21 protein-coding genes are annotated in these 23,737 nt (G+C 60.9%); 6 read left to right on the top strand and 15 right to left on the bottom strand.

Annotated elements, in window-relative coordinates:
* Nucleotides 1-4: 4 nt before the first annotated feature.
* The 5 genes from BUA94_RS12545 to uxaC all read right to left on the bottom strand — a co-directional run bounded on the left by BUA94_RS12545 (nucleotide 5) and on the right by uxaC (nucleotide 4,609).
* Complete coding sequence (locus tag BUA94_RS12545; protein ID WP_073013509.1) at nucleotides 5-322, bottom strand: cupin domain-containing protein; 318 nt, start codon at nucleotides 320-322, stop codon at nucleotides 5-7.
* 10 nt (nucleotides 323-332) lie between these two features.
* The gene (locus tag BUA94_RS12540; protein WP_073013507.1) at nucleotides 333-1,613 is read right to left on the bottom strand and encodes a TRAP transporter large permease; all 1,281 of its coding nucleotides are present in this window, start codon (nucleotides 1,611-1,613) and stop codon (nucleotides 333-335) included.
* 1 nt (nucleotide 1,614) lies between these two features.
* Nucleotides 1,615-2,121 (bottom strand): TRAP transporter small permease, encoded by a 507-nt coding sequence (locus BUA94_RS12535; protein ID WP_139251132.1) that lies wholly within the window; start codon nucleotides 2,119-2,121, stop codon nucleotides 1,615-1,617.
* A gap of 70 nt (nucleotides 2,122-2,191) precedes the next feature.
* Nucleotides 2,192-3,172 carry a TRAP transporter substrate-binding protein gene (locus tag BUA94_RS12530; protein WP_073013502.1) on the bottom strand — a complete coding sequence of 327 codons (981 nt, stop codon included), beginning with the start codon at nucleotides 3,170-3,172 and terminating at the stop codon, nucleotides 2,192-2,194.
* Between the two features lie 27 nt (nucleotides 3,173-3,199).
* Nucleotides 3,200-4,609, bottom strand: coding sequence for a glucuronate isomerase (gene uxaC / locus BUA94_RS12525; protein ID WP_073013500.1), 1,410 nt, complete (start codon nucleotides 4,607-4,609; stop codon nucleotides 3,200-3,202).
* Between the two features lie 212 nt (nucleotides 4,610-4,821).
* On the opposite strand from uxaC, the gene BUA94_RS12520 reads away from it, so the two are divergent.
* The 5 genes from BUA94_RS12520 to BUA94_RS12500 all read left to right on the top strand — a co-directional run bounded on the left by BUA94_RS12520 (nucleotide 4,822) and on the right by BUA94_RS12500 (nucleotide 10,294).
* Complete coding sequence (locus BUA94_RS12520; RefSeq protein ID WP_235860548.1) at nucleotides 4,822-5,583, top strand: GntR family transcriptional regulator; 762 nt, start codon at nucleotides 4,822-4,824, stop codon at nucleotides 5,581-5,583.
* Nucleotides 5,576-6,487 carry a sugar kinase gene (locus BUA94_RS12515; RefSeq protein WP_073013498.1) on the top strand — a complete coding sequence of 304 codons (912 nt, stop codon included), beginning with the start codon at nucleotides 5,576-5,578 and terminating at the stop codon, nucleotides 6,485-6,487. Before BUA94_RS12520 ends, BUA94_RS12515 begins: the two co-directional genes overlap by 8 nt.
* Before the next feature lie 108 nt (nucleotides 6,488-6,595).
* Nucleotides 6,596-7,606, top strand: coding sequence for an NAD-dependent epimerase/dehydratase family protein (locus BUA94_RS12510; protein WP_073013496.1), 1,011 nt, complete (start codon nucleotides 6,596-6,598; stop codon nucleotides 7,604-7,606).
* A 130-nt stretch (nucleotides 7,607-7,736) separates the two neighbouring features.
* Nucleotides 7,737-8,915, top strand: coding sequence for an acetylornithine deacetylase (gene argE, locus BUA94_RS12505; RefSeq protein WP_073013493.1), 1,179 nt, complete (start codon nucleotides 7,737-7,739; stop codon nucleotides 8,913-8,915).
* A gap of 197 nt (nucleotides 8,916-9,112) precedes the next feature.
* Nucleotides 9,113-10,294 (top strand): acetyl-CoA C-acyltransferase family protein, encoded by a 1,182-nt coding sequence (locus BUA94_RS12500; protein WP_073013491.1) that lies wholly within the window; start codon nucleotides 9,113-9,115, stop codon nucleotides 10,292-10,294.
* Nucleotides 10,295-10,385: 91 nt separating this feature from the next.
* On the opposite strand, the gene BUA94_RS12495 is transcribed toward BUA94_RS12500, so the two are convergent.
* The 6 genes from BUA94_RS12495 to chvE form a co-directional block, all read right to left on the bottom strand.
* Entirely contained in the window at nucleotides 10,386-11,327 is a 942-nt protein-coding gene (locus tag BUA94_RS12495) for a Gfo/Idh/MocA family protein (protein ID WP_073013489.1), read from the bottom strand.
* A gap of 140 nt (nucleotides 11,328-11,467) precedes the next feature.
* Complete coding sequence (araD, locus tag BUA94_RS12490; RefSeq protein WP_073013871.1) at nucleotides 11,468-13,207, bottom strand: L-arabinonate dehydratase; 1,740 nt, start codon at nucleotides 13,205-13,207, stop codon at nucleotides 11,468-11,470.
* 85 nt (nucleotides 13,208-13,292) lie between these two features.
* Nucleotides 13,293-14,294, bottom strand: coding sequence for an AraD1 family protein (araD1, locus tag BUA94_RS12485; protein ID WP_073013487.1), 1,002 nt, complete (start codon nucleotides 14,292-14,294; stop codon nucleotides 13,293-13,295).
* 17 nt (nucleotides 14,295-14,311) lie between these two features.
* Entirely contained in the window at nucleotides 14,312-15,529 is a 1,218-nt protein-coding gene (mmsB, locus tag BUA94_RS12480; protein ID WP_073013485.1) for a multiple monosaccharide ABC transporter permease, read from the bottom strand.
* Between the two features lie 2 nt (nucleotides 15,530-15,531).
* Nucleotides 15,532-17,052: a multiple monosaccharide ABC transporter ATP-binding protein gene (gene mmsA / locus BUA94_RS12475; RefSeq protein ID WP_073013483.1), complete on the bottom strand. Its 1,521-nt coding sequence runs from the start codon at nucleotides 17,050-17,052 to the stop codon at nucleotides 15,532-15,534.
* Between the two features lie 78 nt (nucleotides 17,053-17,130).
* A complete protein-coding gene (gene chvE, locus BUA94_RS12470) occupies nucleotides 17,131-18,189 on the bottom strand; it encodes a multiple monosaccharide ABC transporter substrate-binding protein (protein ID WP_073013481.1) in 1,059 nt (352 codons plus the stop codon).
* Nucleotides 18,190-18,439: 250 nt separating this feature from the next.
* Here chvE and BUA94_RS12465 point away from each other — a divergent pair, with 250 nt between their 5' ends.
* Nucleotides 18,440-19,432 carry a LysR family transcriptional regulator gene (locus BUA94_RS12465; protein WP_073013870.1) on the top strand — a complete coding sequence of 331 codons (993 nt, stop codon included), beginning with the start codon at nucleotides 18,440-18,442 and terminating at the stop codon, nucleotides 19,430-19,432.
* Between the two features lie 6 nt (nucleotides 19,433-19,438).
* Here the strand turns inward: BUA94_RS12465 and BUA94_RS12460 are convergent, their stop codons facing one another.
* From BUA94_RS12460 to ytfR, 4 genes are read right to left on the bottom strand one after another with little or no spacing between them, the layout of a single operon-like run.
* Nucleotides 19,439-20,164, bottom strand: a complete 726-nt coding sequence (locus tag BUA94_RS12460) for a FadR/GntR family transcriptional regulator (RefSeq protein WP_073013479.1) — start codon at nucleotides 20,162-20,164, stop codon at nucleotides 19,439-19,441.
* A gap of 4 nt (nucleotides 20,165-20,168) precedes the next feature.
* Nucleotides 20,169-21,149, bottom strand: a complete 981-nt coding sequence (gene yjfF / locus BUA94_RS12455) for a galactofuranose ABC transporter, permease protein YjfF (RefSeq protein WP_073013477.1) — start codon at nucleotides 21,147-21,149, stop codon at nucleotides 20,169-20,171.
* Nucleotides 21,146-22,171 (bottom strand): ABC transporter permease, encoded by a 1,026-nt coding sequence (locus BUA94_RS12450; protein WP_073013475.1) that lies wholly within the window; start codon nucleotides 22,169-22,171, stop codon nucleotides 21,146-21,148. Before BUA94_RS12450 ends, yjfF begins: the two co-directional genes overlap by 4 nt.
* Nucleotides 22,168-23,724, bottom strand: a complete 1,557-nt coding sequence (gene ytfR, locus BUA94_RS12445) for a galactofuranose ABC transporter, ATP-binding protein YtfR (protein WP_408011931.1) — start codon at nucleotides 23,722-23,724, stop codon at nucleotides 22,168-22,170. The genes BUA94_RS12450 and ytfR overlap by 4 nt, the downstream gene beginning before the upstream one ends.
* Nucleotides 23,725-23,737 lie beyond the last annotated feature (13 nt).

Raw genomic sequence — 23,737 nt, 5'->3', positions numbered from 1 at the left:
ATGGTTAGAGAAAATCATCACGCCGGGGCGTGAATGTGTCGATCAGGGTGCCCGGTTCCAGGCAGGTGCAGCCATGGATCGCCATCGAAGGGATCACGAAGCTGTCGCCGGGGCCGACCTGCAGCTCTTCGCCGTCGACGGTAAAGACGAAGCGGCCGGACTCGACATAGGTGGACTGGACATGCGGATGGTTGTGCAGCTTGCCCTGCGCGCCTTCTTCCTGGAAGCGGAATGCAACGACCATCAGCTCCGGGCTGTCGGACAGAACCTGGCGTTTGACGCCAGGATCCGCGGGTACTTCTGGAAAGGTCTTGACCAGCATCTGGGTCTCCTTAGTGGAACATGGATGGAAGCCAGAGCGACAGGAACGGTATGTAGGTCACCAGCATGAGTGTCGCAAAGGCTGCGGCGTAGAAGGGCCAGATGGTCCGGATGGCTTCCCAGACTGAAATCCGGCCAACGGCACAGCCGACGAAAAGCACCGTGCCGACAGGTGGGGTGCAAAGGCCGATGCCGAGATTGAGAACCAGAATGACGCCGAAATGGATCGGGTCGATCCCGAAGGCAGTCGCCACTGGCAGGAAGATGGGCGTGGTGATCACGATCAGGGGGGACATATCCATGAATGTACCCAGGATCAAGAGCACCAGGTTGATCAGCAGCAGGATCACGATCGGGTTGGAGGAGACTTCGCGCATGAAGTTGACCAGCTCGGCCGGAATGCGCAGGAAGGCCAGAAGCCAGCCGAAGGACGCTGCACAGCCGATGACCAGCAGAACCATTGCCGTGGTGCGCACCGCTGCCTTCGTTGCTTCCAGGAAGTCACGCCAGTTCATGGTGCGATAGGCAAGGGTCGTGACGCCAAGCGCGTAGACCGCCGCGATGCAGGAGCTTTCCGAAGCGGTGAAAATGCCCGACCGCACGCCGCCGAAGATGATCGCGATCAGCAGGATGCCCGGAATCGCGTTGATGAAGAGATTGCCCAGAGCGCCCCAGCCGGGGAAAATTTCCGTCGGGTAATTGCGCTTCTTCGCCACCAGCCAGGCTGCAACCATCAGCGAAATCGCCAGGATGATGCCCGGAATGATGCCCGCGGTGAAGAGATCCGCGATGGACAGGCGTCCGCCAGCGGAAATGGAATAGATGATCATGTTGTGCGAGGGCGGGATCATCAGGGCGATGATCGAGGACACAACAGTGACGTTGACGCCATAGGAGACGTCATAGCCCTTTTCCTTCATCTGCGGGATCATCAGGCCGCCGATGGCGGTCGCGTCAGCTGCTGCAGATCCGGAAATGCCGCCGAACATCAGGGACGCGGTGATGTTCACCTGTCCCAGGCCGCCGCGCATGTGCCCGACCAAGGCCCCAGCAAGAGCCACCAGGCGGCGGGCGATGTCGCCGCGCACCATCAGTTCACCGGCAAAGATGAAGAAGGGAATCGCCATCAGGGCGAAGACGGACACGCCCGAGTTCAGGCGCTGAAAGACCACGACGGGCGGAAGCCCGAGATAGACGACGGTGGCAAGAGACGACGCGCCGAGGCAGAAGGCCACGGGCGTGCCGATCAGAAGAAGGAACACGAAAGTTCCGAAGAGAACCCAGACTTCCATATCATTCCTCCACAACGTCGCCGAAGCGGGACGTCGGCAAGCCGGCCGCGCGGCGGGCCAGGCGTTCCAGCGAGAACAGCATCACGAGCGCGCCTCCGCCGACCAGCGGCAGGAAGTCGAAGGCTCCGGAGATGCCAAGGGAGGGAAGGGTGACGTCCCAGGCCGAGAGCATCAGCTGTCCGCCATACCAGAACATGCCGAAGCCGAAGGCCGTGACGATGATATCGGAAATGCTGAACAGCCAGTTCTTCGCGCTCTCGGGCAGAAAATAGAGCAGCACGTCGAAGCTGAGGTGATAGCCCTCGCGGATGCCGACGGATGCGCCGAGAAAAATGAACCATCCCATCAGGATGACCGCTGCCGGCTCGCTCCAGACCAGCGAACTGTTCAGCACGTAGCGCATGAAGACCTGAGCCGAGATGAACACGGTCATCAGGATCAGGCCGGCACAAGCCAGCAAAAGAGCAACTCTCGCGACCAGGGACATCCCTATCGCGATTTTCTCCATCAAGTTCTGCACTTCACTCCCCCCATGAAGGGTCCATGGCGGAGACCGCCATGGACGGGTACAGCGGTGATCAGTCGGTGGCGCGGATGCGCTTCACGAGATCCTTGAGGTTTTCGGACGTGACGTGCTTTTCGTAGACGCTGTCCATGGCTGCCATGAACGGGGCCTTGTCGATGTCCGTGATGACTTCGACGCCAGCAGCGCGAACCTTCTCTTCGGAAGCCTTCTCGCGGGCCTGCCAGAGGTCACGCATCACCGGCACGGAGTCCTTCGCGGCCTGGCGGACAGCCGCCTGGTCTTCTGCGGAGAGCTTGTCCCAGCTCACCTTGGACATCACGAGCACTTCCGGGACGATCAGGTGTTCGTCCAGGGTGTAGTAGCCAGCGACTTCATAGTGACCGGAGGATTCAAAGGACGGCCAGTTGTTTTCAGCGCCGTCAATAACGCCGGTCTGAATGGCCGAGTAGACTTCACCATAGGGCATCGGGGTCGCATTGGCGCCAAGGGCGGTCATCATGTCGACGAAGATGTCGGACTGCATGACGCGGACCTTCATGCCCTTCAGGTCGTCGATCGACTTGATCGGCTTGACCTTGTTGTAGAAGCTGCGCGATCCGCCGTCATAGAAAGCCAGGCCGACATAGCCATGCGGCTCGAAAGCCTTCAGCATGTCTTCGCCGATCGGGCCATCCATCACGTGATGCATGTGTTCGGTGTTCTTGAAGATGTAGGGCAGCGAAACAACCTTGGTCTCTTCCACCAGGTTGTTGAACGGGCCCATGGAAACGCGGTTCAGGTCGATCACGCCGAACTTGGTCTGTTCGATGGTGTCCTTTTCCTGACCGAGCTGTGCGGAATGGAAAACTTCAACGCACAGGCGGCCGCCGGTGCGTTCTTCCAGAAGCTTGCCCATCTGCTTGACGGCTTCGACCGTCGGGTAGCCATCCGGATGCGTGTCGGAAGACTTCAGGGTGACTTCGCAAGCTGCCGCCGAGGTGGCAATTGCAGCGCTGGCGAGCAGCGCTGCAGCAAATGATTTCAAGTAAGACATTGGTTCCTCCTCCCAAATGATGGCTCGTCAGAGCCGGTAGGCCTGCTTGGCAAGCCGGTATCCGAGGTCATGCGCGACCTCGAAAGCCTCATCCTCCGCCAACCGGCCGGTCACGACCAGGTGGGCGAGATAAGCACAGTCCACGCGGCGGGCCACATCGTGGCGGGCCGGGATGGAACAGAAGGCACGGGTATCATCGTTGAACCCGACCGTGTTGTAGAAGCCCGCGGTTTCCGTCGTGGTTTCACGGAAGCGGCGCATGCCTTCCGGGCTGTCGAAGAACCACCATGCCGGGCCAAGCTTCAGGGCCGGATAGACGCCGGCCAGCGGAGCCAGTTCCCGCGAGAAGGTTGTTTCGTCGAGCGTGAAGACGATGACAGACAGGTTCTTTTCCATGCCGACGGCATCGAGCAGCGGCCGCAGGGCGCGGACGTAGTCGGTGCGGCTCGGAATGTCGAAGCCCTTGTCGCGGCCGAAGGTCTTCATGACCGGGCCGGAATGGTTGCGGAAGCTGCCCGGATGGATCTGGAGAACCAGATCGTCATCAAGGCTCATGCGGGCCATCTCCGTCAGCATATGGCCCCGGAATGCATCTGCCTCCTCCGCAGTGCATGTGCCCTTGAGAGCCTTCTGGAACAGGGCTTCCGCTTCTGCCTGGGACAGGTTTTCCGTGCGGGCCGTTGGGTGGCCATGATCGGAAGACGTCGCGCCGAATTCCTTGAAATAGGCGCGGCGGTTGCGGTGGGCTGCGAGATAGCCGGTCCAGGTGGTGGCATCTTCACCAGCGAGTTCACCGAACTTTTCGACGTTCTCGGCAAAGCCGTCGAATTCCGGGTCCACCACGGAGTCCGGGCGGTAGGCGGTGATGACTTTGCCGGACCAGCCGCTTTCGCGGATCATGCGGTGCCACTTCAGGTCATCCAGAGCGGATTCCGTGGTGGCGATGGCTTCGATCTTGAACCGCTCGAACAGGGCGCGCGGCCGGAACTCAGGTCGGGTCAAGCAGTCGGCGATGTGATCATAGGCCTCATCGGCGGTTTCAGCGCTCAGGCGCTTGGTCCAGCCGAACACGGTCTCGAAGGAATGGTCGAGCCACATGCGAGACGGGGTTGCGCGGAACAGATGGTAGTTGGAGGCAAAGAGCTTCCAGATCTTGCGGCCATCAGTCTCGGTCCAGCCGCCGTCGATGCGCGGGACGCCGAGGCTTTCCAGTGCGATGCCCTGGGAGCAGAGCATGCGGAAGACATAGTGGTCCGGCGTGATGAAGAGCTGTGCCGGATCCGGGAAGGCTTCGTTCTCGGCGAACCAGTGCGGATCGGTGTGTCCATGCGGGCTGATGATCGGCAAATCTGCGATGGTCGCGTAGAGCGAACGTGCAATTTCGCGTGTGCGGGTATCTGCCGGAAACAGTCTGTCCGGGTCCAGCTGGGACGCCATTTTCTTCCCTCGATCAATGTCTTGATGGTTTTGCGGAACTTGCATTCTCCTCTGTGGCTAGTATACTAATATGCTAGATACTGTCAAATCAGACTTTAGGGCGATAGCCTCCGGAAAGACCCAAATCACGCTCGTTTTGATGCGGGTTTGTGACTGGGCCGGGAAGGGTTCCGGTGGTGTCCTGAGGCGGATTGGCAGGAAGAAAAACAAGCATGGCTGCCATCCGGAAACAGGATGCGCCGGGTCGCAAATGGGATGGAGAGGCCATGTTGGAGAAGGGGCCGTTGAAGGCACTTGAGCCGTTGCAGAGGCAATCTGTCGCCGACACTGTGTTCGAGACGCTTTACCGGCAGATCCTGTCCCTGGACTTGCCTCCTGCGACCAAGATGTCCGAGGCGGAAGTTGCCAAGGCGCTGGGCGTTTCGCGCCAGCCCGTGCGCGATGCTTTTTACCGGCTTTCCAAGCTGGGCTTTCTTCTCATCCGTCCCCAGCGGGCAACCACCGTGACGCAAATCTCCGAGAGCGCAGTCTATCAGGCCCGGTTCGTGCGCAATGCCATCGAAGTACAGACCGTTCAGGTGGCCTGTGACACGCTGACCTCTACGGATCTCGCCGCTCTCGACGGGATCATGAACCGCCAGAAGCAGGCGGTCGAAGAGCAGGATCCGGAGACCTTTCACCGTTATGATGACCTGTTTCACAAGGAAATCTGTGACCGGTCCGGACTTGAATTTGCCTGGGACATCATCCGCGAGAACAAGGCCCACATGGACCGTGTCCGCTTTCTGTCCCTGGCCTTTGCCTCGCGCGATGCGTTCGAGGATCACATCCGGGTTCTTGATGCCCTCAAGACCCATGATAAAAACCGGGCCGTTGAGGCGATGTCTCAGCATCTGGCCCGCATCAAGGAACAGTTGCCGCGCATCCGCCGCAACTACGAAGAGTTTTTCGTAAACGAGGCTTCTAGTGACTAAACGTTTTGTCGCCATTGGCGAATGCATGGTGGAAATGGCTCCGACTGCGGAGGGGACCTATTCCATGGGTTTTGCCGGCGATACGCTGAACACCGCCTGGTACGCGCGGCGCATGTTCCCGTCCAAGTGGGACGTGTCCTATCTGACCGCTGTGGGGACGGATGCCGTCTCCGACCGCATGGTCGCTTTCATGCAAGATTCCGGCATCACCACTGATCCGATCCAGCGCCGCACCGACAAGACCGTTGGTCTCTATATGATCCAGCTTACCAATGGTGAGCGCAGCTTTGCCTATTGGCGGTCGGATTCCGCCGCCCGTTGCCTGGCCGCCGACATTGCCCATGTGGACAAGGTTCTGGCCTCTGCACATGTCGTCTATTTCTCCGGCATTACCATTGCTGTTCTGCCTGAGGCCGATCGCACCGCCTTCCTCGCGGCTGTCGGCCGGGCACGGGCAAAGGGGGCGAGTGTCGTGTTCGACCCGAACCTGCGGCCGCGTCTGTGGCCGGATGTGGCGACCATGTGCGTAGCCATCATGGACGCTGCAGCCGTGTGTGACATCGCTCTGCCTTCCTACGAGGACGAGGCGTCCTATTTCGGAGACAAGACACCGGACGACACCGCAGAGCGCTACCGAAAGGCCGGTTGCAGCCTGGTGGTCGTGAAGAACGGTCCGGAAGAAGTCGTTTGCGTTTCCGGCGAAGGCAGGACTGTCGTGCCGGTGCAGCCGGTCACCAACGTGGTGGATACGACAGCTGCAGGCGACAGCTTCAATGCCGGGTTCCTGGCTGCCTATTGCGACGGCGTGGCTCTTGAGCAGGCTGTGCAGGCCGGGGCGCGTCTTGCCGGCACGGTGATCGGTGCCCGCGGCGCTCTCGTCGACCGCGCCGAGACCGCTGCCTGACCTGGATTTGATCGTCCCGGGGCGGAAAGATTTGTCAAATCAGAAGCTGGCAGGCTATGCACTTGCCAGCTTCTTTTTTTGAACCCGCTTCTTTGAGGTCATTGCTGCATGCGCACTGCTCTTGTCACCGGATCGGCCGGGTTCATCGGATATTTCCTCTGCACGCGCTTGCTGGCAGACGGGTTCAGGGTCATCGGCCTGGATGCCATGACTGACTACTACGACGTGGCCCTGAAGCAGCGCCGGCAGCAGATGCTGCTTCAGCACGAACATTTCACCGCGATCAATGACCGGGTCGAGACGCCGGACCTCTTGATGAACCTCTTCAGCCGGGAGCGGCCGGATGTGGTGATCCATCTGGCGGCCCAGGCGGGGGTGCGCTACTCGATCGAAAATCCGCGGTCCTATCTGGAAAGCAACATCTGCGGCACGTTTGAGCTGCTGGAAGCGGCCCGGGCCCATCCGCCGCACCATCTGCTTTTGGCCTCGACCTCGTCGGCCTATGGCGCGAACACCGAGATGCCGTACCGGGAGACCGACAAGGCGGATCACCAGATGTCCTTCTACGCCGCCACCAAGAAGGCGACGGAGAACATGGCGCATTCTTACGCCCATCTGTTCGACCTGCCGGTGACCATGTTCCGGTTCTTCACGGTCTATGGTCCCTGGGGGCGGCCCGACATGGCGCTGTTCAAGTTTACCAAGGCGATTCTCGAAGGCCGACCGATCGATGTCTACAATCACGGCGACATGAAGCGGGACTTCACCTATGTCGAAGATCTGGTCGAGGGCATCCGCCTGCTGATCGATGCCGTTCCCGTACGCCCCGAAGATGGCATCGTGGAGGAAGGGGACAGCCTCTCGCCGGTTGCCCCATGGCGGGTGGTGAATATCGGCAATTCCAATGCAGTTCAGCTCACCGACTTCATCGGTGCCATCGAAGAGGCAACGGGCAGGACCGCTGAACGGAACCTGATGCCCATGCAGGCGGGCGATGTTCCGGCGACCTGGGCCGATGCCAATCTCCTTCAGAAGCTCACCGGCTACCGGCCCCGGACCACGGTTCAGGAAGGGGTCGGCCGGTTCGTGAAGTGGTACCGGGACTACTACAGCGTCTGAGCCGGCTTCGTCCTGCGGCCTTGAGCTTCATCGAGCGGCAGGCTACTTATTCAGGTGATTGTGCGGTGCGATCTGCTCCGCGCCCGGGCCTTCAAGAAGGCTCGTTCCGCCTCCGGTCGAAAGACATCAGATGCCGTATTTCATGACGCCCAAGGCCCGGCCGACAAGCCGGGAAGTGCTTGCAGATCTCGTTTCTTTCGACACCACAAGCGGAAATTCCAATCTGCCCTTGATCGACCACGTGGAAGACTGGCTGCGTTCCTTCGGTCTGGAACCGCGCCGTTTTCCCGATGAAACGGGCACCAAGTCCAATCTGCTGGTGACCATCGGTCCTGATGAGCTTCCTGGCTACATCCTGTCCGGACACACGGATGTGGTGCCGGTGAAGGGGCAGGACTGGACGTCTGATCCCTTCGTGCTGCGCGAGGAAGATGGCAAGCTTTTCGGCCGGGGCGCCTGTGACATGAAGGGCTATGTGGCCTGTTGCCTGTCCAAGGTGCCGCAGCTGCTGGATGCAGATCTCAAGGCGCCGTTTCACATCGCTCTTTCCTATGACGAGGAAATCGGCTGTATCGGCGTGCGCAGCATGGTTGCGGACATGGCCGGATGGGATCTGAAGCCGCTCGGCTGTTTCGTTGGAGAGCCGACGAAGATGGATGTGATCACCGGCCACAAGGCCAAGCACAGCTTCCGGGTGACAGTGACCGGCAAGTCCGGCCATTCCTCGCTTGCTCCCCAATTCGTCAATGCCATTGAATATGCGGCGGCGCTGATCATGAAGATCCGCGAAATCGGCGAGCGGCTGGCCAAGGGCCGGCATGATGAGCTCTATGATATGCCGGTAACGACCAGCCATGTGGGGGTGATCCGGGGCGGAACGCAGCTCAACATCGTGCCGGAACTGTGCAGCTTCGACTTCGAATTCCGTTCCCTGCCGGAGGAAGATGCGGAGGCTCTGAACGAGGAGGTCTTTGTCTATGCCCGTGATGTGCTTGAGCCACGGATGAAAGCGGTCGACCCCGATTGCGGCATCGATTTTCATCTGATCTCCAGCATTCCGGGACTTGCGACAGAGGCTGATGAAGAGATCGTGGCGCTGGCCAAGCATCTGGCGGGCCGCAATGGCTTCTCCAAGGTCGCCTATGGCACGGAAGCCGGACTGTTCCGCGAGATGGCGGGCATTCCTACCGTTGTCGTTGGCCCGGGAGACATCGCCCAAGCCCATACGCCGGATGAGTTCATCGAGATCAACGAACTGGCTGCCTGCGACGCCTTTCTCAACCGCCTGATTGCGCATTGCTCGGCCTGATGGTCGCGTGATGGTGGCATGGCGGAAGCCTGACTGCCGTCAGACGAAAGCGATCCTCCTCATTCTTTTGGCGAGCTTCCCTTAGGTTGCGGCTGGCACAGTTCTCCTGAGGGAGGTACCGTGCGCGTCAATGAAAGAAGGTGCTGTGATTTGAACCCGGCACCATCACGGCCGCATTGGCCAGGAGGAGAAACGTCATGTCCCGTTCTGTTGTCATTGCATCCGGCGTCCGCACGGCCATCGGAGATTTTGGCGGATCGCTCGCCAGCATTTCCCCCTGCGACATGGGAGCGGCTGTCGCCCGTGAGGCCATTGCCCGGGCGGGCTGCGAAGGCAAGGATATCCAGCAGTCGGTTTTCGGCAGTGTGATCCACACGGCACCGGAGGACATGTATGTCAGTCGCGTTGCCGCCATGCGGGCCGGTATTCCGGAAACTTCCCCGGCTCTGACGCTCAACCGCCTGTGCGGATCCGGGCTTCAGGCCGTGGTGACGGCGGCAGAGCAGGTACTGCTCGGCAATGCGGATATCGTTCTGGCTGGCGGCACGGAAAGCATGAGCCGTGCAGGCCACCTCCTGACACAGGCCCGCAGCGGCCAGAAGATGGGCGATGCGGTTGCGGTCGACATGATGCTGGGCGCTCTCAATGACCCTTTCGGCAATGGCCATATGGGCATCACGGCTGAGAACGTCGCTGAGCGGGGCAAGATCGATCGGGCGGCTCAAGACGCTTTTGCCGTTGAATCTCATCGACGGGCGGCACAGGCGATTGAAGCCGGTTATTTCAAGGACCAGATCCTGCCGATGGGCGTAAAGAAGGGCCGCACGGAAGTAATCTTCGACACGGATGAGCATGTGCGGCCGGGCGTCACGCTTGAGGACATGGCAAAGCTCCGTCCAGCGTTTCGCAAGGAAGGGACTGTGACCGCCGGCAATGCCAGCGGCATCAACGATGGGGCAGCAGCCGTGGTGCTGATGGCCGAAGAAGTCGCGGCAGCGCGTGGGGTAAAGCCTCTGGCCCGGATCGTCGCCTATGGACTTGGCGGTGTTGCCCCGGAAGTGATGGGCCTTGGACCGGTGCCTGCCTCGCGTCAGGCTCTGGAACGTGCCGGTCTGACCGTCGCCGATCTGGATGTGGTCGAATCCAACGAGGCATTTGCCGCGCAGGCCTGTGCCGTGACCCAGGACCTCGGGCTTGATCCGGCCAAGGTCAATCCGAATGGCGGCGCGGTCGCTCTCGGTCATCCGGTCGGCGCATCGGGTACGATCATTCTGGTGAAGCTGGCCTATGAGCTGCAGCGCACCGGTGGCCGCTATGGTCTTGCCACCATGTGCATCGGCGGCGGTCAGGGCATTGCCGTCATAATCGAGCGGATGTGATTGCCGCTCGTCAAATGAAAAACACCCCGCCGGGTGCTGAACCAGGCGGGGTGTAACTTGACAGTTTGCTTCAGTCCGAGCGGTACATTCTTCAGTCGAAGAAGGCTTCCGTCTGGAGACGCTTGCCGAGCATGAAGGCGTCGGCGACATGAACCAGAGGCGTCAGGTCGACGTCACTGGTGCGGGATGCCAGCAGGTCGGCGAAATGGGCATAGATGCCGTCATATTCCGAGGCGAGGGCTTCGTCGGAGGACACTTCCTTGCCTTCGATGGTGACCGTCGCGCCGCCGCCTGACAGCAGGATGGTTCCCTGATCCGTGACGACTTCGATCTCCCAGGTCTGGGTACCGGTCTGGCGCCAGTCGAAATCCGCGTCGACCGTCAGGCCGTCCGCACCGCTGAAACGGATGGCGGCGGCAATCGGCGTGTCGCGGTTTTCCGGGAAGGTCAGGTCCGCAGATGAGACATGAACCGGAGCCGGCAGGATTTCGGTCATGATCGACAAGGCGTTGATGCCCGGATCGAAGACACCGAGACCACCAGCCTCCCAGATCCACGCCTGACCCGGATGCCAATGGCGCACGTCTTCGCGCCAGGTGATGCGGGCAGACACCGGCTTGCGGCTTGCCAGCCAGGCCTTCGCCCCGGCAACGCCCATGGCGTGGCGGGAATGCCATGTCGCATAGAGCACGCAGCCATTTTCCCTGGCGAGCCGTTCGAGCGCATGGACCTCGGCAACGCTGGCTCCCGGCGGCTTTTCCAGAAGCACATCCCGCTTGTGGGACAGTGCCTGCCTTGCCATGTCGAACCGGACCTGAGGCGGCACGCAGAGTGAGACGACCTTGATGTCCGGCTCGCCGGTCAGCATCGCATCGAGGGTTTCATATACCGGCACATCCTGACCGGTGGCGCTGCGGCTGACGATTGCGCCAACTTCAAACGCTGCGGACTTGGTGATCGAGGGAACGTGCTGGTCCTTCGCGATCTTGCCGAGGCCGACGAGAGCGACCTTGTGAGGGGGCTTTTGGGTCATGACCTGTGTCGTGTCCTGAAAGGAATCATGAAGAGGTAAGTGGCCAGAGCATTACAGGCTCAAGCACGGGATGGCGAATGGTCCCGAGCGGAGCAGGACCGGTTTGCGAAAACCTTGTCCTGCTCCGCCAGCGATCAGGTCTAGTGAGCCTCGCGGGCCACTGCATTGCCACGGCCACCGCGTAGGAAGTCGAAATCGGCGCCCTCGTCCGCGCCCATCACATGCTGATGGTAGAGGCTGGCATAGCCGCTTTGCGGAGCCGCGACAGGCGGGGTCCACGCAGCAAGGCGCCGGTCGATTTCCTCCTGAGAAATATCGAGATGCAGGCGGCGGGCTGGCACGTCCACTTCGATCCAGTCTCCACTCTGTACAATGGCCAGCGGTCCGCCGACAGCCGCTTCCGGGGAGGTGTGAAGGATCACCGTGCCATAGGCCGTGCCGGACATGCGGGCGTCGGAAATCCGGATCATGTCCTTGATGCCCTTGCGCAGCACCTTGGGCGGCAGGCCCATGTTGCCGACCTCGGCCATGCCCGGATAACCGCGCGGACCGCAGTTCTTCATCACCATGATGCAGCTCTCGTCGATGTCGAGATCCTCATCATTGATGCGGGCCTTGTAGTCGTCGATATCTTCAAAGACGACGGCGCGGCCGCGGTGCTGCATCAGGTGCTCGGAGGCGGCGGACGGCTTCAGCACAGCGCCCTTGGGGGCAAGATTGCCGCGCAGGATCGCGATGCCGCCAGACGCCGTGAGCGCTTTGTCGACCGGGCGGATGACATCATCGTTCCAGTTGCGGGCCGGGGCGATTTCCTCGGCCATGGTCCGGCCGGAGACGGTCAGGCTCTCACCGTGAAGATGTTTGCCCTCAAGAAGCGACTTCAGCACCACCGGCAGGCCGCCGGCATAGAAGAATTCTTCCATCAGATATTTGCCGGAGGGCATCAGGTTGACGATGGTCGGGATGTCCCGGCCGAACTTGTCCCAATCATTGAGGGTCAGGTCGAGGCCAAGACGGCCAGCGATCGCCAGTAGATGCACCACCGCATTGGTAGAGCCGCCGATGGCCGCATTGGTACGGATCGCGTTTTCGAACGCCTTGCGGGTCATGATGTCGGAAGGCTTCAGGTCCTCCTTGACCATGTCCACGATGCGGCGGCCGGTCAGATGCGCCATCACCCGGCGGCGGCTGTCGACGGCAGGAATGGCAGCATTGCCGGACAGGGCCATGCCGAGGGCTTCGGCCATGCAGGCCATGGAAGACGCCGTGCCCATGGTGTTGCAGGAGCCGGGGGAGCGGGACATGGCCTGTTCCGCTTCGACGAAATCATCTGTCGTCAGTTCGCCGGACTTCACCATTTCCGAGAATTGCCAGAGTGCGGTGCCGGAGCCGATGTCCTGATTGCGCCACTTGCCGTTCAGCATCGGCCCACCGGTCACGACGATGGCCGGAATGTCGACGCTCGCAGCGCCCATGAGCAGGGCCGGAGTGGTCTTGTCGCAGCCGACCATCAGCACGACGCCATCGAGTGGATTGCCGCGCAGGGCTTCCTCTACGCCCATGGCACAGAGATTGCGGAACATCATCGCCGTTGGGCGCAGCGAGCTTTCCCCCGGAGAGAATACCGGGAACTCCAGCGGCAGGCCGCCTGCCTCATAGATGCCGTGCTTCACCCGCTGTGCCAGGTCGCGCAGATGCGCGTTGCAGGGCGTCAGTTCGGACCAGGTGTTGCAGATGCCGATGACCGGACGGCCATCGAAAAGGTCCGCGGGCAGGCCCTGGTTGCGCATCCAGGAACGGTGATAGATCTGGTCTTTTTCCGTGCCTTCAAACCATTCCTGCGAACGCAGACGTCTGGGCCATTGGGGCAGCTTGCGCATTTCTTTCGTGTCCATTCGGGGTTTTGGAGCCTGTTGCTCCATCTGTTCAGCCGGACGTCGTTTCGCCCGGCTGATGGGAGGCGTTTTAAAGAGCGGTGACCTTCGTCATGGCTGCAGCTTCGCCTTCGCCGGTCATCTTCAGCGGATTGCGCAGGGGCAGGCCGAAGGGGGAGGCAGAGATTTCAAACACGTCGCCATCCTGGGTGCGGATCTTGTCGGAGAAGGACAGGGTGGCCGTGCCGAACATGTGAACGTGAACGTCTCCGGGCTTGCGGAAGACATCATATTTGAAGTGGTGATGTTCCAGGTTCGCCAGCGAGTAGGACATGTTCGCCTCACCGGAGACGAAGGGCTTTTCCCAGAAGGTTTGGCCGTCGCGGATCAGCTTCGAGGTGCCCTCAATGTTCTGGGGCAAGTCGCCGAGCAGGATTTCCGGTCCGAAGGAGGCTGGGCGCAGCTTGGAATGAGCAAGATACAGATAGTTGATCTGCTCCATCACATGATCGGAGAACTCGTTGGCGAGGGCAAATCCGATGCGGTAGGGGGTGCCGTCGTCGCCGATGATGTAGATCCCGGCGATTTCCGGTTCTTCGCCGCCATCCAGCGCGAAGTCCGGGGCGCTGAGGTCCGCTCCCGATGGCACGGCGCAATAGCCGTTGCCCTTGTAGAACCATTCGGGCTGAACGCCGGGCTTGCCGCCTTCAGGCCTGCCGCCTTCGAGGCCCATCCGGAACATCTTCATGGAATCGGTCAGCTCTTCCTCTTGACCCGCCAGCTTCTGGTGCATGGCGTTGCGTGCCGAGGCAGATCCCAGATGAGTGAGGCCGGTGCCGGTCAGGTGCAGATGGGCCGGGTCCGGCGGCAGGATCGGCAGCAGCAGGCGGCCTTCTTCGGCCGCACGATGCAGATCGACAGCCTCGCCGACGCCAAGGCTGGCGACCCTGGCGGCGATGGTCTGACCGGAGCGGATGCAATCAAGCGCCAGGTCATAGATCGAGGCAACACCCTTCACCACATAGGCTTCGGTGCCCTCACGCGCGACGACAGCGGTTGCGCCGTCCGGCATCTGGATTTGTGACAGAAGCATTTGAACCTCTCCACCGCTCACGCGGACTTGTTCTTGTTGTAGACATCGAAGATCACGGCAGCGAGCAGGACGAGGCCCTTGATCATCTGCTGATAGTCGATGCCGATGCCCATGATGGACATGCCGTTGTTCATGACACCCATGATGAAGGCGCCGACCACCGCGCCAACGATCTTGCCGACACCGCCAGACATGGATGCCCCGCCGATGAACACGGCCGCGATCACATCCAGTTCGAAGGACACGCCTGCCTTGGGCGTTGCCGTATTGAGGCGCGCCGCGAAGATGAGGCCAGCGAGGGCCGCCAGCATGCCCATGTTGATGAAGGTCAGGAAGATCAGCCGTTCGGTCTTGATGCCAGAAAGCTTGGCTGCTTTCTGGTTGCCGCCGAGCGCATAGATCCGCCGCCCGAGAACGGTGCTCTCGGTCAGGAAAGCGTATATCACCGTCAGGATGCCCATGGTGATCAGCACATTCGGCAGGCCGCGGAAGGTGGACAGCTTGTAGGACACGAAGATGATCGCGCCCGAGACCAGCACGTTGCGCATGACGAAGAAGCTGAAAGGCTCCCCCTCGATGCCATAGGCCTGGTTGCGGGTGCGGGTACGCATGCCGAGCCAGACCAGCAGGGCTGCGATGGCGGCACCGGCAAAGACCGCGAGACCATTCATCCGCTCAACGCCGAAGATGGACTTCACGAAGGGCAGAAGATCCGGAATGAAGCCGGTGGACAGCGCCTGGAATTCACGCGGGAAGGGACCGACAGACTGGCCTTCCAGGAGCCACAGCGAGGCGCCGCGGAACACGAGCATGCCCGCGAGGGTCACGATGAAGGACGGGATGCGCCAGAATGCCACCCAGTAGCCCTGGGCTGCGCCAATGGCAATGCCGACCAGAAGACAGGCAGGAATGGTGGCATAGACCGACCAGTGCCATTCCACCATCATCACGGCGGCAAGTGCGCCGACAAAGCCGACAACGGAGCCGACGGACAGATCAATATGCCCGGCCACGATGACCAGCAGCATGCCGAGAGCCATGATGATGATGTAACTGTTCTGTAGGAACAGGTTGGTGATGTTGACCGGCTTCAGCAGAGTGCCGTCCGTGATGACCTGGAAGAATGCCATGATGGCGATCAGCGCCAGAAGCATGCCGTAGTCGCGCAGGTGGCTTTTCAGATAGCTGCCGACGGAAGCGCCCGCAGGCGTCTTTTCAGCGAGGTCCGTGCTCATTCTCAACTCCTCACGATGAACGACATGATGCGCTCCTGGCTTGCGTCTTTCGCAGCCAGCTCTCCAACCAGAGCGCCTTCGTTCATCACGTAAATGCGGTCGCACATGCCCAAGAGTTCGGGCATTTCGGAAGAAATCATCAGGACGCCGCGGCCTTCGTCTGCCAGCTGGTTCATGATGCCGTAGATCTCGAACTTCGCCCCGACGTCGATGCCCCGGGTCGGCTCGTCCAGGATCAGAACCTGCGGCTCGGTGAAGAGCCACTTGGACAGGACGACCTTTTGCTGGTTTCCGCCGGACAGGTTGACGACCTTCTGGTAGACGCCGGGCGTGCGGATGTTCATGGCCTTCCGGTAGCCTTCGGCCACGGTCTGCTCATGGGCTTCGTTCAGCACGCCAGCGCGCGAGATGCCTTCCAGATTGGCAAGGCTGATGTTCTTCTGGATGGTTTCGTCCAGGACGAGACCGAGCGCCTTGCGGTCCTCGGTCACATAGGCAAGACCCGAAGCAATGGCCGACGACACGGTGGAGGTGTCGATGGGCTTGCCATGAAGACGGGCCTCACCGGAAATGTTCTGGCCGTAGCTGCGGCCGAAGAGGCTCATGGCCAATTCTGTCCGTCCCGCGCCCATGAGGCCGGCGATACCGACGATCTCGCCCTTGCGGACGTGGAAATTCGCCTTCCGGATGACTTGCCGTTCCGCATGATCCGGATGATAGACGTTCCAGTCTTTCACCTCGAACAGGACGTCCCCGATGTTGCGAACGCGTTCGGGATAGCGGTGCGCCATGTCGCGTCCGACCATGTCCCGGATGATGCGCTCTTCGTTGATCTCTGCGCGGGCTGCCTGAAGCGTCGATACGGTGGTGCCGTCGCGGATCACGGTGATCCGGTCGGCGACCCGTTCCACTTCATTCAGCTTGTGGCTGATCAGAATCGACGTGATGCCCTGGGATTTCAGCTCCAGCAGAAGATCGAGAAGGGCCTGGCTGTCGGATTCCGACAGGGCGGCTGTCGGTTCGTCCAGGATCAGCAGCTTGACTTCCTTGGCCAGAGCCTTGGCGATTTCGACGAGCTGCTGCTTGCCCACACCCAGCTTGTCGACCAGGGTCGTTGGGGCTTCGCGCAGGCCCACCTTGCGCAACAGGGTCTCTGTCTTGCGGAAGGTCTCGGGCCAATTGATGACACCGCGGCTGGACACTTCGTTGCCCAGGAAGAGATTTTCCGCAATCGACAGAAGCGGCACGAGTGCCAGTTCCTGGTGGATGATGATGATGCCCTGCTTTTCGCTGTCGGCGATGCCGGAGAACCGGGCCTCGGATCCTTCGAACAGGATCTCGCCTTCGTATTCCCCGTGAGGGTAAACGCCTGACAGCACTTTCATCAGGGTTGACTTGCCCGCGCCGTTTTCACCGACGACGGCATGAATTTCGCCTGCATTCACCTCAAGATTGACGCTGTCCAGGGCCTTCACGCCCGGAAAGGTCTTGGTGATATTCTGCATTTTCAAAAGGGTCGACATGACACCTGCGCACCCGCTGGCAAAGGGCCGGCCCGCCCGGCTCAAGGGCAGGCGGACCGGTCTGTTGCATTCAACCGCTTACTTCACCTGATCTTCGGTGTAGTAGCCGCTGCCGATCAGGATTTCCTTCCAGTTGGAAGCATCGACGGAGACTGGCTCCAGCAGGTAGGACGGAACGACCTTGACGCCGTTGTCATAGGTGGTGGTGTCGTTGATTTCCGGCTCGGTACCGCCGAGAACCGCATTGACCATGCCGACCGTCACGCGGGCCAGTTCACGGGTGTCCTTGAAGACGGTGGAGTATTGTTCGCCAGCCAGAATGGACTTGACCGACTGAACTTCCGCGTCCTGACCGGACACGATCGGCATTTTCAGATCGCCAGAGCCGTAGCCAACGCCCTTGAGGGACGACAGGATGCCGATGGACAGGCCGTCATACGGGGACAGAACGCCGTTGACCTGCTTGTCGGTGTAGTGAGCGGACAGAAGGTTGTCCATGCGGGCCTGAGCGACAGCACCGTCCCAGCGCAGGGTGCCGACCTTGTCCATGCCCATCTGGCCGGAGACAATGTTGACGGTGCCAGCGTCGATCAGCGGCTGCAGGACGGACATGGCGCCATTGTAGAAGAAATAGGCGTTGTTATCGTCCGGGGAACCGCCGAAGAGTTCGACGTTGTACGGGCCGTCACCGAAGCGTTCCTTCAGGCCGGCAACCAGGGACGAAGCCTGCTGCACACCGACCTTGAAGTTGTCGAACGTGGCGTAATAGTCGACATTGCCGCTTTCGCGGATCAGGCGGTCATAGGCAATGACCTTGATGCCGGCAGCCGCGGCGTTTTCCAGCGCGTTTGACAGGGTGGTTCCGTCAATGGCGGCGATGACCAGGACGTCGACGCCCTTGGTGATCATGTTCTCGATCTGGGCGAGCTGGTTCGGAATGTCGTCTTCCGCGTATTGCAGGTCGGTGGTGTAACCGGCGGCCTGGAACTGCTCGACCATGGAGTTGCCGTCGGAAATCCAGCGTGCGGACGACTTGGTCGGCATGGAGATGCCCACGAGACCATCGGCGAGGGCCGGCACCGCAGACATGGATACAGATAGAGCGAGCGCAGCCGCAGCCGCTTTCAGAAATTTCATGATGTCCTCCCATCGAAATGGCTGGGCCGTTTGCCGGATCCTCCGGCCCTTGCGGTTGAGTGGCATACCGGGAGCGCATCACTGCGGTCTCCGGGCTCTGTCACATCAATCGGTCACGGCCTGCCATAGACGGGGGGACGTTAGTGCGAGAGACTATATCAAACAAATCAGTATTCGTGATTTTGTTATATCGATAATGTTATGAAAATTTTGTGCTTTGCACCATCGGACAATGGGGAGTTTCGACATCATGCCTGGGCCCAAAGGGTTGGATCCGTTGCTTCAGTCAGCGGAAGGCGGAACCAGTGACCGGTTTCTGAAAAAAGGTCTGAGGCTTGGGCATCTCCGGCTCATTCTGGCGCTGGAGCGGACGGGCCATCTCAGCCGTGCTGCGGAACTCCTGGCAACGTCCCAGCCTGCTGCCTCCCGTCTTTTGACCGAAATGGAACAGATCACGGGTGTGAAACTGGCCGAGCGTCAGGGGAGGGGCATGACCTTGACCCTTTATGGCGAGCGGCTGGCTGCCCGGGCCCGGCTGGTCTTGCGGGAGCTGGATGAGGCCGACCGGGAACTGGAGAACCTGAAGAGCGGACTTGCCGGTTCCGTTTCCGTCGGGGCTGTTACAGGCGCTGCAGTGGAATATGTGCTGCCTGCGATCCGCCAGACCCGCGTGACCCATCCGCTTGTGAACGTCAGCGTTGAGGTCAACACCAGCGATGTCCTCACCGCAGCGCTGGATGACGGCCGGATCGATTTCTTCATCGGGCGCGTGCCGGCGGCATTGGATCCGAGATCCTACGAAGCACGTTTCCTAGATCATGAGCCATTGAGAGTGATCGTCAGGGCAGAACACCCCCTCACGAGACTGAGCGGTGTTACACTCCAGGACTGCGTGCCTTATGACTGGGTCTTGCAGCCGGATGGGGCGATGCTGCGGGTCGCGGTTGAAGCCTACATGAGAAATAAAGGTATCCCCTATCCCACGAAGGTTCTGAATACGAGCTCTATCCTTCTGACCTTGATGGTTATCAGCCAAACCAATGCGATCACGGTCGTTGCCCGGCCCGTGGCTGACTTCTTTACGCTTGGGGGAGAGGGGGGCGGGCGCATTGCAAGTTTGGATATCGCCGGCGACGTGCCGATCCAGCCCTATTCGCTGATCAAGCTGGCGAGCCGGAAGCTCGCGCCCGTGGCGCAGAACTTCCACGATCTCATTCTGTCACGGGCTTCGGTGCTGGAGTGAGGCCGCTCAGGCCTTGCCGGCAACGCGCTCGGCACCGACGATGATGACCTTGCGCATGGCTGCAGAGGCAGCGTCCTGATCCCGGGCGGCGATGGCGTCGACGATTGCACGGTGATTGCCGGCATTGCGGGCAATGTCTTCGGGATTGGAGGCTGGGGAACTGCGGTGGAAGATCCGGTTCAGGGCGGCGCCGATCAGTGAGCCGACGGACCACATGAACGGGTTCTTGGACATGCCCAGAATGGCAAGATGCAGCTGAAGGTCGGCGCGGACGAAGTCCGTGCTGCTCTCGGCCGTCGCCATGTCGTCGGCATGTTTGTAGAGTTCGGCGATATCCTCTTCGCTTGCGTGAAGGGCTGCCATCGCTGCAGCGGCAGGCTCGAGCGTGAGACGGACGTCGACCAGATGCTTGAACAGGTCCTCGTTGGAGGAATACTTGAAATGCCAGGACAGCACGTCGCTGTCGAAGAGGTTCCAGCGCTTGCGGTCTGTCACGCGGGTGCCTATGCGGGCCCGGGCTTCGACCAGCCCCTTCGCCGCCAGTGTCTTCATTGCCTCGCGCAGAACCGTGCGGGAGACCTGAAACCGCTGCTCCAGCTCCGCATCCCCCGGCAGGGTCGACCCGATCGGGAAGACGCCCGCCACGATCTCTCCTCCAAGTTCAGCCACCACATGGGCGTGGTTCGTCCGGGGTTTCCGGCTGGTCTGGTCTGGAGAAAGAAGTTCAAACAAGGGTCTAAGCAGTCCTGTGTGCGGGGCCAAATCCTCTGGAGGAGGCCCATGTTAGCCCCTTCTGGAGCAGAATGAACAAGAGCAGAAGCAGGCCAATCACGATTTTGGTCCACCAGCTCGAGAGACTTCCATCGAAAATGATGTAGGTCTGAATGAGTCCCATGATGAAGACACCGAACAAGGTGCCTGCAATATAGCCGCTTCCGCCCGTCAGCAAGGTGCCGCCAATCACAACTGCGGCAATGGCGTCAAGCTCCACGCCGACGGCAGACAGCGAATAGCCTGCTGAGGTGTAAAGGGAAAAGACGATCCCGGAAAGCCCTGCGAGAAATCCAGACAGGGCGTAGATGCCGACGGTCGTGGCAGCGATCGGAACGCCCATCAGCCGGGCAGTCGCCTGACCGCCCCCAAGGGCATAGACATTGGCGCCGAAGCGGGTGCGATGGGCAATCAGCATGCCCAGACCCACAGTGACCAGCATGATGCCACCAATCAGCGTCAGCCGTCCCTTGCCCGGCATGCGCCAGAAGATGTCCTGGAGCGTGCCGTAGAACTCGTGGGAAATCGGCACGGAATCTGTCGAGAGCACAAAGGCAAGGCCGCGCGCCAGGAACATGCCTGCCAGGGTCACGATGAAGGGCGGCATTTCCAGGAAGTGAATGACCGCGCCCATGGCCGCGCCAAAGAGGCAGGTGACCGCCAGGACCAGGGCAAAGACAGTCAGCGGATGAAGGCCGGTCGTCTTCAGCATCACCGCGATGAACACGCCTGTGAAGGCGATCACCGAGCCGATCGACAGGTCGATGCCTCCCGAGATGATGACGAAGGTCATGCCGACAGCAGCGATGCCGAGGAAAGCATTGTCGGTCAGAAGGTTGCCGATCACGCGGGTCGACAGCATCGCCGGAAACTGGGTGTAGCACAGGCCATAGGCCAGAATGAAAATGACCAGAGTGGCAGCAAAGGGCAGGTGGCGGGTCTTCATGGCTTCACCAGGATGCTCGTTTCGCCCTGTCCCTGTTTGCGGCGGACAGGCTTCAGCCTGGCCCTTAAGGCGGGAGACTGGATCAGAAGGATGAGGATGATGATCAGGGCCTTGATCACGAGATTGAATTCCGGCGGAAAGCCGGAGATCAGGATGCTGGTGTTCACCGACTGGATGATCATTGCTCCCAGCATGGAGCCAAGCAGCGTAAACCGGCCGCCGAGAAGCGATGTGCCGCCGATCACGACTGCCAGGATGGCATCAAGTTCCAGCCACAGACCTGCGTTGTTCGCATCCGCGCCCTTGATGTCTGCAGCCGCAATGGTGCCTGCAACGGCCGCGCAGAGACCGGCGATCATGTAGACGCAGACAAGAAGAATGCCGCTGTTGACCCCGGACAGGGTGCTGGCCCGCCGGTTGATGCCGATGGCCTCGATCAACATGCCGAGCGCGGTGCGCCTGACCAGCAGCATGGCAAGAGCTGCTGCCGTAATCCAGATCAGGATCGGGGTCGGCATGGAAAGAAGCGCGCCACTGCCGAGAAACACCAGGCTCTCGTTGGTGAAGGTAAGGATTGTGCCTTCCGTGATCAGCTGGGCAATGCCCCGGCCTGCGACCATGAGGATCAAGGTGGCGATGATCGGTTGAATGCCGGCGACAGCCACCAGAACGCCGTTCCACAGGCCGCAGGCAAGACCGACGGCAAGTGCCAGTGCAACTGCCTGCAACGCGCTGCCGGTGGTGGTCACCGTTGCTGCTGCAACGGCACCGCAGATTGCCATGACGGCACCGACCGAAAGGTCGATCCCCTTGGTGGCAATCACAAGGGTCATGCCAATGGCGAGAAGGGCAACCGGGGCTCCCCGGTTCAGGATGTCGATCAGGCTGCCATAAAGGCGGCCATTGGCGATCTCCACATTGAGGAAGCCCGGGAACAGGCTGGCAGAAAGGCCGAGCACGACCAGGAGCGTGAGGATCTGAGGCGCGTAACGAAGGCCGGGAAGGGACGTCTGGCGTGTCATTGCGCGCGCTCCTGTGCCGCCGGTTGATTGCCTGCAATGGCATCGACAACGGCTGCGGTGGTGATTTCCTTGCCTGTCAGCTCGGCCACGTGCTTGCGGTCCCGCACGACGATGATGCGGTGGCTATAGACTGTCAGCTCCTCCAGTTCGGACGAAATGACCAGAAGCGACATACCCTGGTCGCACAGTTCTTCGATCAGTCGGATGATTTCCGCGTGGGCGCCCACGTCGATGCCGCGTGTTGGCTCGTCCAGAATGAGGAACCGGGGATGGGTGGCCAGCCACCGGGCCAGAATGGCCTTTTGCTGGTTGCCACCGGACAGCTGTCCGATGGGCTTTTCCCGGTCGGTCGTGCGGATGTCGAGCGCCTTGATGTACTTGTCGGCGATGGCGTTCTGTTCCTTGCGCGGGATCGGCTTGGTCCAGCCGCGCAGGGCCTGAAGGGCAAGGATGATGTTTTCGCGGATCGAAAGGTCGGCAATGATCCCGTCCACCTTCCGGTCTTCGGGACAGAAGCCGAAACCCTCCAGCACGGCGGAGCGCGGTGTGGGCAGGGAAACTTCCGTTGTGCCGATCATGGCCTTGCCGCTGTCGGCGGCATGGATGCCGAACAGGGTCTCGGCAGTTTCCGTGCGGCCGGACCCAAGCAGGCCGGCAATGCCGATGGCCTCACCCTTGCGGATTTCCAGATCGAAAGGCTCGATCCGCCCCTTGCGGCCAAAACCCTTGAAGGAGAACTGCACGGGGCCGGTATTGGCGTGAACCTTGCCGTGTTCGCGGGTTTCTTCCTCAAGTTCCCGGCCCAGCATCATGGCGACCAGTTCCAGGCGTCCGAGACCTTCGGTGGGACAGGTTCCAACCTTCTGGCCATTGCGCAGAACGGTGATGGTGTCACTGATCTCGAACACCTGATCGAGGAAATGGGAAATGAAGACGATGCCCAGTCCGCGTGCTTTGAGGCGGCGGACCACGTCGAACAGCAGCCGGACCTCATGCGCATCAAGACTGGCAGTGGGCTCGTCGAGGATCAGGACCTTGCCAGACAGATCGACAGCGCGGGCAATGGCGATGATCTGCTGGATGGCTACGGAATAGCTGCCAAGATCCTCGGTCACATCGATATGAAGATCATATTGGGCGAGAAGCGCTGAGGCGTCCCGGTTCATCTTGCGGCTGTCGACCACGCCGAAACGCGTCGGCTGGCGGCCGAGATAGAGGTTCTCCGCAACCGTCAGGTTCGGCAGGAGATTGACCTCCTGATAGACAGTGCCGATGCCGTGATCCTGGGCATCCTGCGTGCTGCGCGGGGCGATCGCGCTGCCGTCGAGCAGGATCGAGCCGCCATCCAGCCGGTGAACGCCGGTGAGGCATTTGATCAGGGTGGACTTGCCTGCGCCGTTTTCGCCGAGGAGGGCATGAACCTCGCCGGCCTTGAGCACGAAATCCACGTTGTCGAGGGCCAAGGCTCCCGGAAAGGCCTTCGTGATGCCCAGGCCGTGCAGCAAGGGCGCACTGGCTTCAAGGCTTTGAGCGCGGTGAGTGGGGGTCTGCACCATCCAGCTCCAG

Source organism: Roseibium suaedae (assembly GCF_900142725.1).
GTDB lineage: Bacteria > Pseudomonadota > Alphaproteobacteria > Rhizobiales > Stappiaceae > Roseibium > Roseibium suaedae.
The sequence above is the reverse complement of the archived record's forward strand: the minus strand, read 5'-3'. Positions and strand labels throughout refer to the sequence as shown.

Excerpts from the sequence above, each read along its gene's own strand:
- BUA94_RS12500 (WP_073013491.1), top strand. The coding sequence starts at position 9,113 with ATGTCCCGTTCTGTTGTCATTGCATCCGGCGTCCGCACGGCCATCGGA.
- uxaC (WP_073013500.1), bottom strand. The coding sequence starts at position 4,609 with ATGGCGTCCCAGCTGGACCCGGACAGACTGTTTCCGGCAGATACCCGC.
- chvE (WP_073013481.1), bottom strand. The coding sequence starts at position 18,189 with ATGAAATTTCTGAAAGCGGCTGCGGCTGCGCTCGCTCTATCTGTATCC.
- BUA94_RS12530 (WP_073013502.1), bottom strand. The coding sequence starts at position 3,172 with ATGTCTTACTTGAAATCATTTGCTGCAGCGCTGCTCGCCAGCGCTGCA.
- yjfF (WP_073013477.1), bottom strand. The coding sequence starts at position 21,149 with ATGAAGACCCGCCACCTGCCCTTTGCTGCCACTCTGGTCATTTTCATT.
- BUA94_RS12450 (WP_073013475.1), bottom strand. The coding sequence starts at position 22,171 with ATGACACGCCAGACGTCCCTTCCCGGCCTTCGTTACGCGCCTCAGATC.
- BUA94_RS12465 (WP_073013870.1), top strand. The coding sequence starts at position 18,440 with ATGCCTGGGCCCAAAGGGTTGGATCCGTTGCTTCAGTCAGCGGAAGGC.
- argE (WP_073013493.1), top strand. The coding sequence starts at position 7,737 with ATGCCGTATTTCATGACGCCCAAGGCCCGGCCGACAAGCCGGGAAGTG.
- BUA94_RS12535 (WP_139251132.1), bottom strand. The coding sequence starts at position 2,121 with ATGGAGAAAATCGCGATAGGGATGTCCCTGGTCGCGAGAGTTGCTCTT.
- BUA94_RS12545 (WP_073013509.1), bottom strand. The coding sequence starts at position 322 with ATGCTGGTCAAGACCTTTCCAGAAGTACCCGCGGATCCTGGCGTCAAA.
- mmsA (WP_073013483.1), bottom strand. The coding sequence starts at position 17,052 with ATGTCGACCCTTTTGAAAATGCAGAATATCACCAAGACCTTTCCGGGC.
- araD (WP_073013871.1), bottom strand. The coding sequence starts at position 13,207 with ATGCGCAAGCTGCCCCAATGGCCCAGACGTCTGCGTTCGCAGGAATGG.
- BUA94_RS12495 (WP_073013489.1), bottom strand. The coding sequence starts at position 11,327 with ATGACCCAAAAGCCCCCTCACAAGGTCGCTCTCGTCGGCCTCGGCAAG.
- BUA94_RS12520 (WP_235860548.1), top strand. The coding sequence starts at position 4,822 with ATGGCTGCCATCCGGAAACAGGATGCGCCGGGTCGCAAATGGGATGGA.
- BUA94_RS12510 (WP_073013496.1), top strand. The coding sequence starts at position 6,596 with ATGCGCACTGCTCTTGTCACCGGATCGGCCGGGTTCATCGGATATTTC.
- mmsB (WP_073013485.1), bottom strand. The coding sequence starts at position 15,529 with ATGAGCACGGACCTCGCTGAAAAGACGCCTGCGGGCGCTTCCGTCGGC.
- araD1 (WP_073013487.1), bottom strand. The coding sequence starts at position 14,294 with ATGCTTCTGTCACAAATCCAGATGCCGGACGGCGCAACCGCTGTCGTC.
- BUA94_RS12540 (WP_073013507.1), bottom strand. The coding sequence starts at position 1,613 with ATGGAAGTCTGGGTTCTCTTCGGAACTTTCGTGTTCCTTCTTCTGATC.